Origin of the sequence: Pseudonocardia oceanicola (assembly GCF_047200735.1) — a bacterium.
GTDB lineage: Bacteria > Actinomycetota > Actinomycetes > Mycobacteriales > Pseudonocardiaceae > Pseudonocardia.
In genome coordinates this window covers 1-15,838 of sequence record NZ_JBJZON010000014.1, presented here as the reverse complement: position 1 = coordinate 15,838, position 15,838 = coordinate 1, and the positions used below count along the sequence as shown (strand labels likewise).

The window sequence follows — 15,838 nt, the reverse complement described above, 5'->3', positions numbered from 1 at the left end:
GCGAGTGCGAGGCCCGCCCGAGGACCGACCTCCATGCCCGTCTCCCCCGCCGGGTCGCGCCGTCGCGCGCCCGACCCCCTCCGCACCCTCCGACCGTTCCGTCCTCGAACCGGCAGCTCGCACCCGGCCGCGGACCCGGGCATCCGGCTCCGTCCGTGGTCGCGGCACGACGCACCCCCGCCCGCCGGAGACCGCACCCCACCGCCGGACGCCGGCCGCGCACCGGCGTCCTTCCGCCGCCTGCGCGGCGCGGTCACCGCCCTCTTCGCCTTCGACGGCGCGGTGTTCGGCAGCTGGGCCGCCCGGATCCCGGACGTCACCACGCAGGTCGGCGCCACCCACGCCACGCTGGGCGTCGCGCTGCTGTGCGTCTCGCTGGGCGCGCTGGCCAGTATGCAGCTCACGGGCGTGCTCGCCGGCCGCTTCGGCGCCGGGCGCGTCGCGCTGGCCGGAACCGCCGGGGCCGCGCTGGTCGTCCCGCTGCCGGGGCTGGCCACGTCGATCCCGCAGCTCTCCGCCGTCCTGCTGCTGTTCGGCGCGACGACCGGCATGGTCAACGTCGCCGTGAACAGCGCCGGCGTGGTGGTCGAGGCACGGCGGCCGGGGCGTCCCCTGCTGCCGTCGCTGCACGCCGCCTTCAGCCTGGGTGGGCTGGCCGGCGCCGCGGCCGGCGGGGTCGCGTCGACCCTCGGCCCGGTACTGCCCCACCTCGCCGTGGTCGGCCTGGTCGGCCTCGGGGTCGTCGCGGCGACCCGGTCGACGCTCGCCGGCCTGCGGGACGGGTCGAGCGCTGTTCCCGAGCAGGCCGGCACCGAACAGGGCCGCACCGAACAGGGCCGCACCGAACAGGGCCGCACCGAACAGGGCGGCACCGCTCGGACCGAGGGTGAGCGCCCCGTGGCCCGGCCCGGCGCGCGCCACCAGCACGGTCGGGCCCTGGTCGTGCTGCTCGGCCTGATCGCGGGCTGCACGGCCTTCGGCGAGGGCGCGATCACCGACTGGGGCGCGCTGCACCTGCGCGACACCCTCGGCGCAGACCCCGCGCTGGCCGCCGCGGGCTACTCCTGCTTCTCGCTCGCGATGGCCTGCGGCCGGCTCACCGGCGGGGTGCTCCTGCGCCGCCTCGGCGAGACCAGGCTGCTCGGTGGCGGGGCACTGCTCGCGGCAGCGGGAATGACCGCGGCGTTGCTGACCTCGTCCCCCGAGCTGGCGCTGGCCGGTTTCGTCCTGGTCGGCCTGGGGCTGGCGAACCTCTTCCCGGTGACCATCGCCCGCGCGGGGGCGCATTCGGGCTCCCGCGGCGTGGCGCTCGCGTCGACCGTCGGCTACACGGGGCTGCTGGGCGGCCCGCCCGCCATCGGCTTCCTCGCCGAGCACGCCGGTCTCGCGACCGCGCTGTCCTCGGTGCCGCTGCTCGCGGTCGTCGCGGCCGGCCTGGCCCTCGCGGTCGCGGCCGAGAAGCCCCGGCTGCCCCGACTCTCCCTGCCAGCCCGACTCTCCCTGCCGGCCCGACTCACCCTGCCGGCCCGACTCACCCTCCCGGCCCGACTCACCCTCCCGGCCGGAAGGACCCTGGCGGCCCGCGTGCTGCCGACCCGGGCGGGGCTCTCCCGGTGGGCGCAGGCCGCGGCCCGGCCCGTCGAGCCCACCGGACTCGGGATCCTCGCCGCGCGTACCGCGACCGCGGCCGCCCGCCGGCAGCCGTTGCGCGTCGTCCGCACCGCCCGCGCACGGGTCGCGGTCACGACCCGCCCGGCGATGCTGCGCGGTGCGGCGATCGCCCACCGGGCAGCGGCGGACCTGGCCACGCTCACCGCCGAGACGGGGCCGGCCCCGACCCCGACCCCGACGAAGGGGGCCAGCCTCGACCGCGGGACCGGCACCGCCCTCAGCGCGGGACCGGGGACCGCGTCGCCGACCCGCGCACCGGGTGCCCGGATCCGCCCCTATCCCGGTCTGGAGCTCCTCGCCGCCTGACGTCAGGAGCGCCCGGGGTGAGGGCGGGAGGTGGGCACGGCGACCATCCGCGCCGACCGAAGCGTCAGCACCCCGGCCCCCGCACGCAGCGCCCGGACCACCCCTGCACCCCCGTCGTCGTCGCCGGCGCGGAACCCGAACCACGTCGAACGACACAACGCGACGCATAGCACACCCGAGTCCGGGTACCACCGCGACATGCCGAACTCGAGCATCAAGAACGAGAAGCTGTACGAGGAGCTGCGCGACCGCGGCGAGAGCAAGGAGAAGGCCGCCCGCATCGCGAACGCCTCGGCCGCCGAGGGCACGAAGAAGGTCTCGGAGCGGGGCGGGAAGGCCGGCTCCTACGAGGACATGACCAAGGACGAGCTGTACGAGCGCGCCAAGGAGATCGGGATCGAGGGACGGTCCGACATGTCGAAGGACGAGCTGGTGAAGGCCCTGCGGGACCACTGACCGGTCCGGCACGGGTCCTGACCGGCCCGAGGCGCTCGGGTGGCGCCCTCCGGCGGGACACACCATTCTGGTCGTGAACAAGGTTTGGCGCGTTCCGTCCGAGAGTGACGACGCGACCGTCCCACGTCGAGGAGGAGCACCGTGAGCACGACCGACTCGAACGACTCCGCGGGTACCGGCCGGATGGACCCGGCCGCCCGGCGGATCGACCTCCTGCACCGGACCGGATCGGTGGTGATCGGGCTCGGCCTGTGGGTGTTCGCCGTGCTGGGCTTCGTCCAGCGCCTCGACTTCTTCTCCACCCAGGGCCAGCCGGTGCTCGGCCTGTCCTCCAACGGGCTGCTGTCCACGATCTCGGTCGTCTTCGGCGGGATCCTGATCGGGGCCGGGATCCGCGGCGGGCGGCTGTCGTCGAGCGTGCAGGTCGTGGTCGGGGCGCTGTTCCTGCTCTCCGGCATCGTGAACGTGCTGGTCCTCAACACCGAGCTGAACCTGTTGGCGTTCCGGATGCCGAACGTGATCTTCAGCCTGGTCGTCGGCGGCATCCTGCTGACGATCGGGTCCTGGGGGCGGTTCACCGGCCGGCTCCGCGCGGACAGCCCGTACTCGCGCGAGCGGCAGATCGGGGCGTTCGAGGACCCGCAGCTGAGCCCCGAGCTCAGCGGGATCGACCTGGAAGGGAGCCCGGCCGAGGCCCGCGCGGCCCGCGAGCTGGCCGAGGCGGAGCGGGCGGTCGCCGAGCACCGTGCCGCACCCGAGGTCGTGGCCGAGGTCCACGCGCTGGCGGGCCTGCGCCGGCCGGAGGACCGCATCCACGCCTGGCAGGAGCGCCACACGGGCCCCGCCCCCTCCTGAGATTCCCGGCGTCGTCGCGGCCCAGCGGTACCCCGACGACGCCGGAAGCCCGCCCGCCGCCGGACGCGAGCCCTCCGACGGCGGGCGGGGCAGGATCGCTACCCGCGCGGGACGATCGGCGGCCGCCGGTGTGCCCGGACCTCCGGCGGCTCCCCCGCGTACCGCTCCACCTGCACCGTCGTGAGCTGCCCGGTGCAGGCCTGCGCCAGCCGTGACGTCCCGATGTCGCGGGTCAGCACGTTCGGGTTGCCGTGCACACAGGTCGGGTCGTCGTCGGACACGGGGGTGTACCAGGCCCCGGTCGGCAGCTGGACCACGCCCTCGCGCACCTCCTCCGTCACCCGCGCCGCGGCCAGGCAGGCGCCGCGGACGTTGTGCAGCCGGACGACCACGCCGTCCTCGATGCCCCGCCCGGCCGCGTCGACCGGGTGGATCCGCACGACCTCCCGCCCGCCGACCTTGCCCGCCGCGCTGGTCGCGCCGAAGTCCAGCTGGCTGTGCAGCCGGGTCGACGGCTGGTTGGAGACCAGCCAGAGCGGCTGCCGCGGGGTGGGCGGTTCGGTGGGCGGCAGCCACGCCGGGTGGCCGGGGCAGTCGTCGTAACCGAACGAGGCGATCCGCTCCGAGGCGAGCTGGATCCGCCCGGTCTCGGTGGGCAGCCGTGCCGTGCCGGCACGAAACGCGGCGAGCAGGCCGCCGTCGTCGGCCCCCGGCGGGAGCTCGTGCTCCCCCACCGCCCAGAACTCCTCGAAGGTCGGCGCCGGGAACCCCTTGTCCGCCAACGCCTTCTCGGTCCGCTCCCACAGGTGCGCGAGCCACTGTCGGGTGCTGCGCCCCTCGGTGAACCTCGGCCCGAACCCCAGCCGGTCGGCCAGCGCGGCGAAGATCGCGTGGTCGTCGCGGGCCTCCGCGTAGGGCCGCGCGACCGGCTTCATCGCCACGACCAGCGGATCCGTGCCGTGCGCCCCGATGTCCTCGCGCTCGAGGGTGGTCGTGGCGGGCAGGACGACGTCGGCGTGCCTGGCCGTGGCCGTCCAGACCGACTCGTGCACCACGAAGGTGTCGACCCGGCCCAGCGCCCGGCGCAGGCGGGCGAGGTCCTGGTGGTGGTGGAACGGGTTGCCGCCGCACCAGTACACGAGGCGGCTGTCGGGGTAGGTCCGCTCCTCGCCGTTGTACGAGTAGCGCCCGCCCGGGTGCAGCAGCATGTCCGCGACTCGCGCGACCGGGATGTAGCTGCACACAGGGTTGGGCCGGCGCGCGAGCGTCGGGACCGGGACGGCGTTGCGGACGCGGCCGTAGTGCCCCAACGACCCCAGGCCGTAGACGAACCCGCCGCCCGGGAGCCCGATCTGGCCGAGCATCGCCGCCAGCACCAGCCCCGCCCACACCGGCTGCTCGCCGTGCTCGGCCCGCTGCAACGACTGCGAGACGGTGATCAGCGTGCGCCCGGCGGCGAGCCGGCGGGCCAGGGCGCGGATCTCCTCGGCCGCGATCCCGCAGATGCCCGCGGCCCAGTCGGCGTCCCGCCCGTGCAGGGAGCGCTCGACCTCCGGCCACCCCGCGCAGTGCGTGGCGAGGAACTCGCGGTCGTGCAGGTCCTCGGCGAGCAGCGTGTGTGCCAGGCCGAGCATGAGTGCGGCGTCGGTGCCGGGTTCGGCGGCGAGCCACTGCGCGCCGACCTCGTCCGGCAGGTCCTGCCTCAGGGGGCCGACCAGCACGAATCGCGCCCCCCGACGGTGGGCGGCGAGCATGGCGTCGCGCTCCACGTGCCGGCTGACGCCGCCCGCGGCGACCGTCGAGTTCTTCAGTGCCATCCCGCCGAAGGCCAGCACGGTGTCGGTGTGGGCGGCGATCTGGTCCCAGGTGACCACGGAGCGGGTGACGGCGTCGAAGGGCCCGAGGACGTGCGGGAGCAGCACCTCCGCGGCCCCGCCGGAGTAGGTGTTGACCGACTGCGTGTAGCCGCCCGCCAGGGCCAGGAACCGGTGGATCTGCCCCTGCGCGTGGTGGAAGCGCCCGGCGCTGGCCCAGCCGTACGAACCGCCGTAGACGGCGGTGGGGCCGTGCTCGGCGTACACGCGCCGGAGCTCGTCGGCGAGCCGGTCGAGCACCTCGTCCCACCCGACCTCGAGGAACTCCTCGCGCCCGCGCCGGTCGCCCGGCCCGGGCCCCTGCTCCCACCAGCCGCGGCGGACCGCGGGGCGGGCCACCCGGACGGGGTTGCGGACGGCGGCGGGGACGTTCTGCAGGACCGGCGAGGGATTCGGGTCGGCCTCGTGCGGGCGGACCTGCAGCGCACCCGACCGCCACTCGGCCCGGAACACTCCCCAGTGCGCGCTGTGCGGGACCGCCGTCATGCCTCCCATCATGCGGTACGCGCCGGAGCGGACCGCCGGAGATAGGGTTCGACGCATGGCACGGACGCCCCGGCGGCACGATCACGACGCGGGCGGCGACCGCTCCCTCCTCGACGCCAAGGCGGCCCTGCGCGAGGAGGTCTGGACGGCGCTGACCGAGGCGAAGGTCGCGCGGTTCCCCGGCGCCCGGAACCGGATCTCGAACTTCACCGGCGCGGAGAAGGCCGCCGAGCTCCTGCGGTCGCTGCCGGAGTGGGAGAAGGCGCGGGCGGTGAAGTCCAACCCTGACTCGGCGCAGCTGCCCGTCCGGCAGCGTGCCCTCGAGGACGGCAAGACGCTCTACATGGCCGTGCCGAGGCTCGCCGGGGAGGATCCGTTCTTCCTCCTCGACCCCGAGCACCTGGCCGACCCGCCGCGCCGCGCGGTCTCCATCAGGAACGCCACCCGGTCGGCCCGCCGGGTGGCCGTCGACGACCTGGACCCGGTCGACCTCGTCGTGACGGGCTGCGTCGCCGCCGGCGAGGACGGGGCGCGGCTGGGCAAGGGCGGTGGGTTCGCCGACCTGGAGTTCGCGCTGGCCGGCGCGGCCGGGCTGATCTCGGACCGCACCGTCGTGGTGACCACGGTGCACGAGTTGCAGGTCCGCCCGGCCGGGGTGATCCCGACGGCGACGCACGACATCCCGGTGGACCTCGTCGTCACGCCGGAGCGGGTGATCGACTGCCGGGCGACGCGGGGTGAGCGGCCCACCGGGGAGGTCCTGTGGGAGTCGCTCACCGACGAGAAGATCGCCTCGATACCGCTGTTGCAGAAGCTCCGCGATCAGGGAGGTGGCTCGTGACCCGGATCGAGCTGGTCCAGGGGGACATCACGACCCAGGAGGTCGACGCCGTCGTCAACGCGGCGAACTCGTCGCTGCTCGGCGGCGGGGGCGTCGACGGCGCGATCCACCGCGCCGGCGGCCCCGCGATCCTCGCCGAGTGCCGGGAGCTGCGGTCCACGCGCTTCAAGGACGGACTGCCGACCGGCCGGGCCGTCGCCACCACCGCGGGGAACCTGCCCGCCCGCTGGGTGATCCACACGGTGGGACCGGTGTACGCCAAGCGGGAGGACCGCTCGCACCTGCTCGCCTCGGCGTACCGGGAGTCGCTGCGGGTCGCCGACGAGCTCGGCGCGCGGTCGGTCGCCTTCCCCGCGGTGTCGGCGGGGATCTACGGGTGGCCGCTCGACGACGCCGCCCGGATCGCCGTCACGACCGTGCGGGAGACCGGCTCGGAGGTCGCGGTGGCACGGTTCGTGCTGTTCAGCGCGGAGATCCTCCGGGCGTTCGAGAAGGCGTGAGAGGGGTTCCGTGGTCGTGCACGCCGACCCCGGCTTCCCGGTCACGATCGGCTCGGGCGTCCAGCGTGGGACACCGGGCCGTCCTGCACGGCTGCACCGTCGAGGGCGACGTGCTGATCGGGATGGGCGCCGTGGTGATCGGGATGGGCGCCGTGGCGCTGAACGGGGCGCGGATCGGGCTCCGGCACGATCGTCGCCGCCGGCGCAGTGATCACCCAGGGCGCGGAGATCCCGCCGAACTCGCTGGTCGCGGGCGTGCCGGGCAAGGTCCGCACGGAGACGGGCGAGGAGGAGCGCAAGGGCATCGCCCTCAACGCCGCCGCCTACGTCCACCTCGCCGAGGTCCACCGCAGCGCGACCTGACCCGACACCCGACCGGCGACCCGGAGCCACCGCGTGACGCAGGATGGAACCATAATGCGCCCATAGGCCGCCTGGATGCGCAGTATGGTTCCATAACGCGCCCACGGAGGTCCCGGGTGCCCGGATCCGGGCGCACCTCAGTCGAGCACCGACCACTCCCCCCGCGCGACCCGGCCGGCGAGGGTGAGCAGGCCGACGGCGTGCTCGTGCAGGCGCTGCCCGATCTCCTGCGGCGCCTTGCCCGCGCTCGCCCGCGCCCAGGTCCCCTCCAGCACGATGCCGAGCTTGAACCCGGCGAGCGCGGTGTACCAGTCGACGTGCACCGGCTCCCGGCCCCCGGTCCCGCCGTACGCGACGACGAGCTCCTTGCGCGTCGGCAGGCCGCCGAGCTGCGCCAGCGGGCCGCCGACGTCCATCGCGGTCGGCTCCTCCGGCCAGGTCACCATCAGCCAGCCCAGGTCCAGCAACGGGTCCCCGACCGTGCACATCTCCCAGTCCACGATCGCCGCCACCTCGGGTCGCGTGCGGGCGAGCAGCACGTTGTTGAGGTGGAAGTCGCCGTGCAGGACACCGGGCGGGGCGTCGGCGGGCCGGTGCTCCTCCAGCCACCGGGCGACCAGCTCGACGTCGGGCAGCCCGCCCGGCTCCCACCCCGGGAACTCGCGGTAGCCCCCGAGGTGGCGCAGCCACTGCGGGACCTGCTTCTCCAGGAAGCTGCCGGGCTTGCGCAGCACGTCGAGCCCCTGCGCGACGGGGTCGAGCGCCCCGAGCCGGGACAACGCGCGGGCCATGGCCAGGCCCTGCCCGTGGCGCAGCTCCGGGTCCGCCCGCTGCTCGGGCGTGACCTCCTCGCCGGGGTTGACGCCGTCGATCAGCTCCATCAGGTAGAAGACGACACCGAGCACCGACGTGTCCTCGCAGCCGGCGAGGAGCCGCGGGTGCGGGACGTCCGTGCCGGCCAGCCCGCGCAGCACGGTGATCTCGCGCGCGATCGTGCGGTCGCTCGTGGGCCGAGGATGCGCGGGCGGGCGGCGCAGCACGACCGGCCGGCCGTCGAGCTCGACGCGCAGCACGACGTTCTGGGTCCCGCCGGCCAGCGGCGTGACCTCGCCGATCGTCCCCTCGACGCCCTGGGTGCGCAACCAGGCGGCCAGCCGGTCGAGGTCGACGGTGTCGACGGGGCTCACCGCTCGTTCCGCTCGGCCCGCAGCCGCCGGGTCTCCTCCGAGACGCGGGCACCGAGCAGGCCCGCGGCGGAGTCGACCAGCTGGCTGATGAACAGCCGGTGGTCGCGCCGGCCGGGCGCACGGGCGCGCTGGGCCAGCTCGACGTCGACGAACCGGATCACGTGGAAGCGCCGGTGCAGCACCACGGCGTCGGGATCGAGCAGCGGCTCGAGCAGGGCGCGCCAGCGCAGGATGCTCCCGCCCTCGACGTCGTAGCCCAGCGGTTCGGTCTGCGGCTCCGGCCGGGTGAGCAGGTCGGCCACGGTGCGCAGGTACCCCGCTCCGCCGGCCCCCTGGTCGAGCTTCACCGCGCTCGGCCGCACCAGGGCGCCGGCGAGCGCGTGGATCCGGGTGGCGGCGTCGCCGGCGGAACCGTCGACCAGGCCGGCCTCGTACCCGTCGAGCAGGGCGTGCCGGGCCGCCTCGATCTCGGGCCGGTGCCGCTCGATCAGGGCCGCGAGCAGGCCGTCGCGGTCGGTGAACCAGTACTGCGCGGCGATGACGTTGCGGGCGCCCGCCGCCCGGCCGATCTCGCGCAGCGACACCGACTCGCTGCCCCGCTCGGCGAACAGTGCCTCGGCGGCGTCGAGGAGCCGGGTCCGCGTGTCGGCCTTGGCGTCGGTCCGGGCGTGGTCGGCCTTCGCATCGCTCCCGGTGGCCGTGCCGGTCATGCCGGGGCCCAGGCCATGCCGCCGTCGACCTTGAGGATCGCGCCCGTGGTGAAGCTGGAGTCGGGGCTGGTCAGGTACCGCACGGCCCCGACGATCTCGTCCGCCTCGCCGATCCGGCCCAGCGCGGCGGTCTCCCCCTTGGCGAACATCTCGTCGTCCCACGCCTTGCTGATGTCCGTGCGGAACATGCCGGGCATGACGCCGTTGACCCGCACCGTCGGGCCGAAGGCGCGGGCCAGGCCGAGGGTCATCGCGTTGAGCCCGGCCTTCGCGGTGGCGTAGGGCAGCTCGCCGGGCTGCGGCTGGACGGCGGCGATGCTGCTGACGTTGACGATCTGCCCGCCCTCGCCCTTCTGCATCGCCTCGCCCGCGCGCACCGCGAGCCGGAACGGGCCCTTGAGGTTCACGCCGATCACCTTGTCGAACAGGTCCTCCCCCACCTCGCCGAGGGAGGGGTACAGCGGGGACATGCCGGCGTTGTTCACCAGGACGTCGATCCGCCCGAGGCCGTCGAGCACCCGGTCCATCAGGGCGTCGCAGTCCGCCCACCGGCCGACGTGGCAGGCGATCCCGAGGGCCTCGACCCCGAACTCCGCACGGAGCTCGGCGGCGAGGGCCTCGCACGCGTCGGCCTTCCGGCTGGCCACGACCACCCGATGGCCGCGGCACGCGAGATCCCGGCAGATCTCGCGTCCCATGCCGCGGCTGCCGCCGGTCACGACAGCGACCTTGCTGTCCATCGGCATCCTCCGTTCATGCGCCTGCATCGAACGAAGAGCCTAGCCGTGATCAGCGCGTGGAACCCCGTTCGCGCCATTCCTCGTCCTCGCGGTCGGCCTGCTCGGTCCGCTCGCGGGCGATCTCGAGCGCCCGGGCGGCCGTCTCCTCGTCCGGGTACGGACCGAGGCGGTCCGCGGCCCGGCAGCCCTCCGGGCCCTCCACCGTGTGGTGCTTCAGGCAGTAGAACCAGTGCTGCTCGCTCATGGGTGTGAGCGTGTCAGGTCTCCGCGTCCCGCGCTCGTACATACCTTGTCAGTTATATAACCAGGGTAGTACGTTGCAGTCGTGCTGCCGTTCGCCGTCCTCGCCGAACCCGCCCGGCGCCGGATCCTCGACCTGCTGCGGGAGCGTCCCCGCCTGGTCGGGGAGCTCTCCGTCGAGCTGGGCCTGAGCCAGCCGGGCACCTCCAAGCACCTGCGGGTGCTGCGCGAGGCCGGACTGGTCGAGGTGCAGGCCGACGCGCAGCGGCGCCGGTACGTCCTGCGGGCCGAGCCGCTCGCCGAGCTCGACGCCTGGCTCGCCCCCTACCGCCGCTTCTGGGACCGCCGGCTCGACGCCCTCGAGCGGGAGCTGGACCGCATGCCCGATCCGGAGCCGGGCCCCAGGTCCGAGCGTGCGTCCGGTTCCCTACCCGACCCCGTGCCCGACGAGGAGACCCGATGACCCCGGACAGCCTGACCCTGCGCGACGGCCGCACCGTGCTCCGCGTGGAGCGCCCCCTCCCCCACCCGCCGGAGAAGGTGTGGCGGGCGTTGACCACCCCGGAGCACCTCGCGCAGTGGTTCCCGTCGACCGTGCGTCTCGACCTGCGGGAGGGCGGGGAGATCGTGTTCGACGACGGCGACACCCGCGGCGTCGTCACCGCCCTCGAGCCGCCCCGGCTGTTCGCCTTCAGCTGGGGCGACTCGGACCACCTGCGCTGGGAGGTCCACCCGGCCGACGGCGGATCGGTGCTGGTCCTGCACCACGCGTTCACCGACCGCTTCGGCGCGGCCAGCTTCGCGACGGGCTGGTCGGCCTGCGTCGAGGGGCTGTCGCAGGTGCTCGCGGGCGAGGAACCGGCCCCGACGGTCGACATGACCACCCGGCACGAGGAGTACGTGCGCGCGTTCGACCTCGACGCGCCGAGGATCGAGGGCGACACGGTCCGGATCGAACGCCAGCTCACCGCTCCCGCCGACGCGGCCCGGCCCCTGCTGGAGCCCTCCGGGATCGCCGGCGGGCCGGTGCGGTGGGACCTGGTCGAGGGCACGGGCCACGGCGCCCGGCTGGTCGCCGTCGCCACGGGCCCCTTCGACGTCCCGCTCCCCGAGGCGGCCCGACTCCTCCGCGCTCGGGTGCAGGAGATCGCCGCGACCCTGGCCGTCGCCCCCGCCCGACCCTGAGCCGACGACGACGGCTCACCTCGACGATGCGCTCGGGAAGCGGGTCTCGAAGTCCAGGATGCGCACCTGCTCGGGGGTGACCGCGATGCGCCACATCTCGACCTCGGGCGGGAACCCGCTCACCCACGCTGCACCTCGACTCGGGCCGAAATACCGCTCGACCGCCTCGGCGTACTCCGGGCAGACGCCGACGACCTCGTGCCCCCGGAGGCCGTCGCCCGGTGGCCGGTCCGCTCGGAAGAACATCCCTCCCCGAAGCGGGCCGGTCACCCCATCCGCCCGACGGACCCGAGCGCGCCGGGGACTCGCGCGCACGCGATACGGAATAGTGAGCTTCGCGTCGCTGACCCGACGGACAGAGGCTGACTCGACGCACGGTAGTGGCGGGCGGGCGGCGCAGCGCTCGGCACGTGGGGCTCCCGATCAGGCCTCGACAGCCTCCGTCCGACTCGACGTCGCCGGCCGTGCACCACGGAGCCCTCGGTCCGGCCGGGGGTCCCTGAGCCGCGGTATCTCGGCGATCTGAGCCAGCGACAGGCCCAGAGCTTGCGCCGAGCGCGCGAATCGCAGTCGCGTCACTGCGCCGTCGTCGTACTCACGCTGGCCTGCGGGGGTGCGCTCCGGGGCCGGCAGCAGCCCGGCCTGCTCGTAGAAGCGGATCCTCCGCACACGGACTCCGGTTCGCGCGGCAAGCTCCCCGATGCGCATCGTCCGAGGCCGGCCCCGACGACAGTTGACCCTCCACCGCAGTGGAGGTTCTCAGGTCGGACCGACGGCAGGACAGGGGGTTGAGTGCCGTGCCCGCCAACCCGCGCCCTCGCCCTCGCCCTCGCTGTCGGGATGCCCTCACCCGAGCGGGCACGCGCCCCTCCCCCGCTCGGGTGAGGCCCCCCGGCACCGAGGCTCCCGAGGTCACCGCAGGCCTCCATGCCCGCGACGAGCCCGACATGGACGAGTGCGGGCATCCCCGGCACCCCCCGAGCCTGCCCGCCTCGTCGGGCTGCTGCGACGTCGTCCGCGCGATCGTCTGCGACGACTGCAACGCCGAGCAGGGGCTCGCGGCGGCGCGCCGCGTCCTGGAGTAGGTGCTCGCCGAGTCCGGTCCCGCCGAGCTGATCAACGTTGCCGTGCAGCTGGCCGCACAGCTCGGGTCTGCGCTCGAGCGGATCGCCACCGACCAGGGACTGGTGGCGACGTATCTGGCCGAGGTCTGGTTCCTCGAGTGAGGCGAAGCGGCAACTGCTCGTCGGCGAGGACCTCGTCGGCGACTGAACGAGAGCGCCCGCTCGCTCACGGGCTCCACGGTTTCCGGGTCAATATTGAGCATCGCTAACAGCTCTCAATGCGAGCTATCCTCGTGGGCGTGGCCGTTCCCACCTCCGTGTTCACCTCCGCAGCCGCCTGCGTGCCCGCCTCGGCACACGCCTCCGCGTCGCCCACCACCTCGGACGACGTGCTGCGCATCGTCGTGGGGCTGCGGCGGGTGCTCCGCCGGCGGCTGCGCGCGCGGTTCGGGGAGCCACCGTTGCGCGGGGCGCAGGCGGAGCTGCTGCAGCAGGTCGAGGCCGAGCCGGGTGTCGGTGTCGCGGCCGCCGCGCGCGCCCTCCATCTGGCCGGCAACTCGGTGAGCACACTGGTGAACCAGCTCGTCGACGCGGGCCTGCTGCGCCGCGAACCCGACCCGGCCGATCGCCGGGCGGTCCGGCTCTTCCTCACCCCCGGGGCCGTCGAGCGGCTCGCGCAGCGCCGCGCCGCCCGCCGCGAGCTCCTCGACGACGGCCTCGCCCGCCTCGGCCCCGGCGAGCGGGCCGCGATCGTCGCCGCGCTCCCCGCCCTGCAGCACCTCCTCGCCGCGATCGAGGACCGCCCCGCGCAGGAGGGCCCGTGACGGTCACCGACGCCCCCGCCGTCCGGTGTGCGGGGCTGCGCCAGGCCTTCGGCGACACCGTCGCGGTCGACGGGCTCGACCTCGAGGTCCACCGCGGTGAGGTGTTCGGCCTGCTCGGCCCCAACGGCGCCGGCAAGACCACCACGATCCGGTCGATCACCACGCTCCTGCCCGCCCCGCCCGGCACGGTGACCGTGCTCGGCCGGGATGTCGCCCGGCAGAAGACCCAGGTGCGCAGGCTGATCGGCTACGTCCCGCAGCAGCTCTCCGCGGACGGCACGCTGACCGGCCGGGAGAACGTCATGCTCTTCGCGCGACTCTTCGACGTCCCGCGGCGCATCCGGAGGGCTCAGGTCGAGGGCGTGCTCGAGGCGATGGACCTCGTCGAGGCCGCGGACCGGCCCGTCAAGACCTACTCCGGCGGCATGGTGCGCCGGCTCGAACTGGCGCAGGCCCTGGTCAGCGCCCCGCGGCTGCTCGTGCTCGACGAGCCGACCGTCGGCCTGGACCCCGTCGCGCGCGACGGCGTGTGGGAGCGGATCGCCCGGACCCGGTCCGAGACCGGGATGACGGTGCTGGTCACCACGCACGCCATGCAGGAGGCCGACGAGCACTGCGAGCGGATCGCGCTGATGCACCGCGGCCGCGTGCGTGCGCTCGGCACCCCCGAGAAGCTGAAGAGCGCCATCGGGCCGGGCGCCACGCTCGACGACGTCTTCCGCCACCACACCGGGGACACCCTGGCCGAGGAGAGGGGAGGGATCCGCGATGTCCGCGCCGCCCGCCGCACCGCCGGCCGCCTGGGTTGAGGCGGAGCCGGGTCCGGTCGCGCTCGTCCGGACCGCGGTCTCGCGCGTCGCCACGATGTGCCTGGTGGAGCTGCAGAAGCTCCGCCACGACCGCACCGAGCTGCTCACCCGCGCCGTGCAACCGGCGCTGTGGCTGCTCGTCTTCGGCCAGGTCTTCAGCAACATCCACGCGATCCCGACCGGGAACACGCCCTACCTGGACTTCCTCGCCCCGGGCATCCTCGCCCAGTCCGCGCTGTTCATCGCGATCTTCTACGGCATCCAGGTCATCTGGGAACGCGACGCCGGGGTGCTGGCCAAACTGCTGGTCACGCCGACGCCGCGGATCGCCCTCGTCGCCGCCAAGGCCTTCGCCGCGGGCGTCCGGGCCGTGGCGCAGGCCGTGGTCGTGCTGCTGCTGGCACTGGTCCTCGGTGTGTCGCTGACCGCGAACCCGCTGAAGCTGCTGGGCGTGGTCGTGGCGCTGATGCTCGGCTCGGCGTTCTTCTGCTGCCTGTCGATCACGATCGCCGGGCTGGTGCTCTCCCGCGACCGGCTGATGGGCATCGGGCAGGCGATCACGATGCCGCTGTTCTTCGCGTCGAACGCGCTCTACCCGGTGGAACTGATGCCGACGTGGCTGCAGTGGGTCAACCACGTCAACCCGCTGTCCTACGAGGTGGAGGCGCTCCGCGGGCTGCTGATCGGGGCACCGGCGCGGCTGGGCCTCTGCTTCGGCGTGCTCGTCCTCGCCGCCGCCGTGATGATCACGATCGCGAGTGCCCTGCTCCCCCGCCTGACCCGCTGACCCCGTGAGTGGCGATGGTCGCCAGAGTGACTATCGCCACTCACAGACGCGGGTGACCACGATGGCCACCTGCTCGGCGATCACGTCGGCGGGGGCCAGCGGGAGCACGATGTGGCTCACCGTGAGACGGGCCGCGGTCTCGGCCGCCAGCCCGACGGCGTCGGGGTCGAGCTCGGGCCAGCGGCGCCGCAGGTAGCCCGCGGCCCGCTCGCGCGCTGCCACCACGATCGGCTCGCTGTCCGTGCCGAACAGCTCCGGCGTGCCCTCGTCGCCGGTCAACAGGGTCTTGAGCAGCGGGGTGTCCTCGGCCCGGGCCAGCGCCCCGCGCACCGCCGCCACCCAGGCCGTGTGCAGGTCGGCCTCGCCGGCCAGGGCCTGCTCGATCTCGTCGAGGAACCGCTCGGTCGACCGCAGGACCAGCGCCGACGCCACACCGCGGCGGTCGCCGAACTCGTTGTAGAGGGTCTGGCGGCTCACCCCGACGCGGGTGGCCAGGTCGCGCATCGAGAAGGCCCGGAACCCCCGGTCGACGACGAGCTCCTCGGCGACGTCGAGCGCGTCGTCGCGCGCCCGCTGGGCCATCGACCTCGGTTCCATCGCGCCAGCCTTGACGTTCCAGCCTGATCCGTCAACTGTGTGGACACATTTAGTCACAGTGTCTACCGTCGGCGCCGTACGCGAGGTCGAGGAGGACTCACATGACGGTGATGTGAAGGACACCGCGGTCGCCGGCTACCACGTGCGAGGGCCGGCTGCGCACGCTCCGCCTCGGCCTCCGGCCCGGGGCGCGCGGTGCTGGAGAAGTGGTTCCGTAGTGGGCGCTGCGGCGGCAGTTCATGTCGGTGCCGCGTTGTGGAACCACAACGCGCCGAAAGAGCCGCCGTGAACGCGTTATGGTTCCATAACGCGCCGCGGGAGCCGGTTCGAGCGCATTATGGAT

General features: G+C 74.4%; 21 protein-coding genes. 13 read left to right on the top strand and 8 right to left on the bottom strand.

Going from position 1 to position 15,838, the window contains the following annotated elements; translation table 11 throughout:
* The first annotated feature begins 33 nt into the window (after window positions 1–33).
* The 3 genes from ACL02T_RS19810 (at window position 34) to ACL02T_RS19800 (ending at window position 3,288) form a co-directional block, all read left to right on the top strand.
* Window positions 34–1,977 carry an MFS transporter gene (locus ACL02T_RS19810; protein WP_412832208.1) on the top strand — a complete coding sequence of 648 codons (1,944 nt, stop codon included), beginning with the start codon at window positions 34–36 and terminating at the stop codon, window positions 1,975–1,977.
* 198 nt (window positions 1,978–2,175) lie between these two features.
* Window positions 2,176–2,433: a DUF7218 family protein gene (locus tag ACL02T_RS19805; RefSeq protein WP_412832207.1), complete on the top strand. Its 258-nt coding sequence runs from the start codon at window positions 2,176–2,178 to the stop codon at window positions 2,431–2,433.
* Between the two features lie 141 nt (window positions 2,434–2,574).
* Window positions 2,575–3,288 carry a DUF4383 domain-containing protein gene (locus ACL02T_RS19800; protein WP_412832206.1) on the top strand — a complete coding sequence of 238 codons (714 nt, stop codon included), beginning with the start codon at window positions 2,575–2,577 and terminating at the stop codon, window positions 3,286–3,288.
* Between the two features lie 98 nt (window positions 3,289–3,386).
* On the opposite strand, the gene ACL02T_RS19795 is transcribed toward ACL02T_RS19800, so the two are convergent.
* Window positions 3,387–5,648 carry a molybdopterin-dependent oxidoreductase gene (locus ACL02T_RS19795; protein ID WP_412832205.1) on the bottom strand — a complete coding sequence of 754 codons (2,262 nt, stop codon included), beginning with the start codon at window positions 5,646–5,648 and terminating at the stop codon, window positions 3,387–3,389.
* Window positions 5,649–5,703: 55 nt separating this feature from the next.
* Between ACL02T_RS19795 and ACL02T_RS19790 the strand changes: the two genes are divergently transcribed.
* The 3 genes from ACL02T_RS19790 to ACL02T_RS19780 all read left to right on the top strand — a co-directional run bounded on the left by ACL02T_RS19790 (window position 5,704) and on the right by ACL02T_RS19780 (window position 7,352).
* Window positions 5,704–6,489: a 5-formyltetrahydrofolate cyclo-ligase gene (locus ACL02T_RS19790; protein ID WP_412832204.1), complete on the top strand. Its 786-nt coding sequence runs from the start codon at window positions 5,704–5,706 to the stop codon at window positions 6,487–6,489.
* Window positions 6,486–6,989 (top strand): O-acetyl-ADP-ribose deacetylase, encoded by a 504-nt coding sequence (locus ACL02T_RS19785; RefSeq protein WP_412832203.1) that lies wholly within the window; start codon window positions 6,486–6,488, stop codon window positions 6,987–6,989. The genes ACL02T_RS19790 and ACL02T_RS19785 overlap by 4 nt, the downstream gene beginning before the upstream one ends.
* A gap of 207 nt (window positions 6,990–7,196) precedes the next feature.
* Window positions 7,197–7,352 (top strand): hypothetical protein, encoded by a 156-nt coding sequence (locus ACL02T_RS19780; protein WP_412832202.1) that lies wholly within the window; start codon window positions 7,197–7,199, stop codon window positions 7,350–7,352.
* Window positions 7,353–7,489: 137 nt separating this feature from the next.
* On the opposite strand, the gene ACL02T_RS19775 is transcribed toward ACL02T_RS19780, so the two are convergent.
* The 4 genes from ACL02T_RS19775 to ACL02T_RS19760 are packed head-to-tail and all read right to left on the bottom strand — an operon-like array spanning window position 7,490 to window position 10,233.
* On the bottom strand, window positions 7,490–8,539 hold the full coding sequence (locus ACL02T_RS19775; protein ID WP_412832201.1) for a phosphotransferase family protein: 1,050 nt from the start codon (window positions 8,537–8,539) through the stop codon (window positions 7,490–7,492).
* The gene (locus ACL02T_RS19770; RefSeq protein ID WP_412832200.1) at window positions 8,536–9,249 is read right to left on the bottom strand and encodes a TetR/AcrR family transcriptional regulator; all 714 of its coding nucleotides are present in this window, start codon (window positions 9,247–9,249) and stop codon (window positions 8,536–8,538) included. Before ACL02T_RS19770 ends, ACL02T_RS19775 begins: the two co-directional genes overlap by 4 nt.
* On the bottom strand, window positions 9,246–9,989 hold the full coding sequence (locus ACL02T_RS19765; protein WP_412832199.1) for an SDR family NAD(P)-dependent oxidoreductase: 744 nt from the start codon (window positions 9,987–9,989) through the stop codon (window positions 9,246–9,248). Before ACL02T_RS19765 ends, ACL02T_RS19770 begins: the two co-directional genes overlap by 4 nt.
* A gap of 49 nt (window positions 9,990–10,038) precedes the next feature.
* On the bottom strand, window positions 10,039–10,233 hold the full coding sequence (locus ACL02T_RS19760; RefSeq protein ID WP_412832198.1) for a hypothetical protein: 195 nt from the start codon (window positions 10,231–10,233) through the stop codon (window positions 10,039–10,041).
* Window positions 10,234–10,314: 81 nt separating this feature from the next.
* On the opposite strand from ACL02T_RS19760, the gene ACL02T_RS19755 reads away from it, so the two are divergent.
* Both ACL02T_RS19755 and ACL02T_RS19750 read left to right on the top strand, forming a co-directional pair.
* A complete protein-coding gene (locus ACL02T_RS19755; RefSeq protein ID WP_412832197.1) occupies window positions 10,315–10,692 on the top strand; it encodes an ArsR/SmtB family transcription factor in 378 nt (125 codons plus the stop codon).
* Window positions 10,689–11,414, top strand: a complete 726-nt coding sequence (locus ACL02T_RS19750) for an SRPBCC family protein (RefSeq protein WP_412832196.1) — start codon at window positions 10,689–10,691, stop codon at window positions 11,412–11,414. The genes ACL02T_RS19755 and ACL02T_RS19750 overlap by 4 nt, the downstream gene beginning before the upstream one ends.
* A gap of 15 nt (window positions 11,415–11,429) precedes the next feature.
* Here the strand turns inward: ACL02T_RS19750 and ACL02T_RS19745 are convergent, their stop codons facing one another.
* Both ACL02T_RS19745 and ACL02T_RS19740 read right to left on the bottom strand, forming a co-directional pair.
* On the bottom strand, window positions 11,430–11,660 hold the full coding sequence (locus tag ACL02T_RS19745; protein WP_412832195.1) for a hypothetical protein: 231 nt from the start codon (window positions 11,658–11,660) through the stop codon (window positions 11,430–11,432).
* A 177-nt stretch (window positions 11,661–11,837) separates the two neighbouring features.
* Window positions 11,838–12,122, bottom strand: coding sequence for a MerR family transcriptional regulator (locus tag ACL02T_RS19740; protein ID WP_412832194.1), 285 nt, complete (start codon window positions 12,120–12,122; stop codon window positions 11,838–11,840).
* A 173-nt stretch (window positions 12,123–12,295) separates the two neighbouring features.
* On the opposite strand from ACL02T_RS19740, the gene ACL02T_RS19735 reads away from it, so the two are divergent.
* The 5 genes from ACL02T_RS19735 (at window position 12,296) to ACL02T_RS19715 (ending at window position 14,898) form a co-directional block, all read left to right on the top strand.
* The gene (locus ACL02T_RS19735; protein WP_412832193.1) at window positions 12,296–12,499 is read left to right on the top strand and encodes a hypothetical protein; all 204 of its coding nucleotides are present in this window, start codon (window positions 12,296–12,298) and stop codon (window positions 12,497–12,499) included.
* Window positions 12,500–12,640 (top strand): hypothetical protein, encoded by a 141-nt coding sequence (locus ACL02T_RS19730; RefSeq protein WP_412832192.1) that lies wholly within the window; start codon window positions 12,500–12,502, stop codon window positions 12,638–12,640.
* Window positions 12,641–12,777: 137 nt separating this feature from the next.
* Window positions 12,778–13,302: a MarR family winged helix-turn-helix transcriptional regulator gene (locus tag ACL02T_RS19725; RefSeq protein WP_412832191.1), complete on the top strand. Its 525-nt coding sequence runs from the start codon at window positions 12,778–12,780 to the stop codon at window positions 13,300–13,302.
* A complete protein-coding gene (locus tag ACL02T_RS19720) occupies window positions 13,299–14,111 on the top strand; it encodes an ABC transporter ATP-binding protein (RefSeq protein WP_412832190.1) in 813 nt (270 codons plus the stop codon). Before ACL02T_RS19725 ends, ACL02T_RS19720 begins: the two co-directional genes overlap by 4 nt.
* A complete protein-coding gene (locus ACL02T_RS19715; protein WP_412832189.1) occupies window positions 14,071–14,898 on the top strand; it encodes an ABC transporter permease in 828 nt (275 codons plus the stop codon). Before ACL02T_RS19720 ends, ACL02T_RS19715 begins: the two co-directional genes overlap by 41 nt.
* A 30-nt stretch (window positions 14,899–14,928) precedes the next feature.
* Here ACL02T_RS19715 and ACL02T_RS19710 read toward each other — a convergent pair whose 3' ends face one another.
* Entirely contained in the window at window positions 14,929–15,495 is a 567-nt protein-coding gene (locus tag ACL02T_RS19710; protein ID WP_412832188.1) for a TetR/AcrR family transcriptional regulator, read from the bottom strand.
* Between the last annotated feature and the right edge of the window lie 343 nt (window positions 15,496–15,838).

What these genes read in the sequence shown, in the direction of transcription:
- ACL02T_RS19810 (WP_412832208.1), top strand. Translation starts at nt 34, where the DNA reads ATGCCCGTCTCCCCCGCCGGGTCGCGCCGTCGCGCGCCCGACCCCCTC.
- ACL02T_RS19805 (WP_412832207.1), top strand. Translation starts at nt 2,176, where the DNA reads ATGCCGAACTCGAGCATCAAGAACGAGAAGCTGTACGAGGAGCTGCGC.
- ACL02T_RS19795 (WP_412832205.1), bottom strand. Translation starts at nt 5,648, where the DNA reads ATGACGGCGGTCCCGCACAGCGCGCACTGGGGAGTGTTCCGGGCCGAG.
- ACL02T_RS19790 (WP_412832204.1), top strand. Translation starts at nt 5,704, where the DNA reads ATGGCACGGACGCCCCGGCGGCACGATCACGACGCGGGCGGCGACCGC.
- ACL02T_RS19770 (WP_412832200.1), bottom strand. Translation starts at nt 9,249, where the DNA reads ATGACCGGCACGGCCACCGGGAGCGATGCGAAGGCCGACCACGCCCGG.
- ACL02T_RS19765 (WP_412832199.1), bottom strand. Translation starts at nt 9,989, where the DNA reads ATGGACAGCAAGGTCGCTGTCGTGACCGGCGGCAGCCGCGGCATGGGA.
- ACL02T_RS19760 (WP_412832198.1), bottom strand. Translation starts at nt 10,233, where the DNA reads ATGAGCGAGCAGCACTGGTTCTACTGCCTGAAGCACCACACGGTGGAG.
- ACL02T_RS19750 (WP_412832196.1), top strand. Translation starts at nt 10,689, where the DNA reads ATGACCCCGGACAGCCTGACCCTGCGCGACGGCCGCACCGTGCTCCGC.
- ACL02T_RS19745 (WP_412832195.1), bottom strand. Translation starts at nt 11,660, where the DNA reads ATGTTCTTCCGAGCGGACCGGCCACCGGGCGACGGCCTCCGGGGGCAC.
- ACL02T_RS19740 (WP_412832194.1), bottom strand. Translation starts at nt 12,122, where the DNA reads ATGCGCATCGGGGAGCTTGCCGCGCGAACCGGAGTCCGTGTGCGGAGG.
- ACL02T_RS19715 (WP_412832189.1), top strand. Translation starts at nt 14,071, where the DNA reads ATGTCCGCGCCGCCCGCCGCACCGCCGGCCGCCTGGGTTGAGGCGGAG.
- ACL02T_RS19710 (WP_412832188.1), bottom strand. Translation starts at nt 15,495, where the DNA reads ATGGAACCGAGGTCGATGGCCCAGCGGGCGCGCGACGACGCGCTCGAC.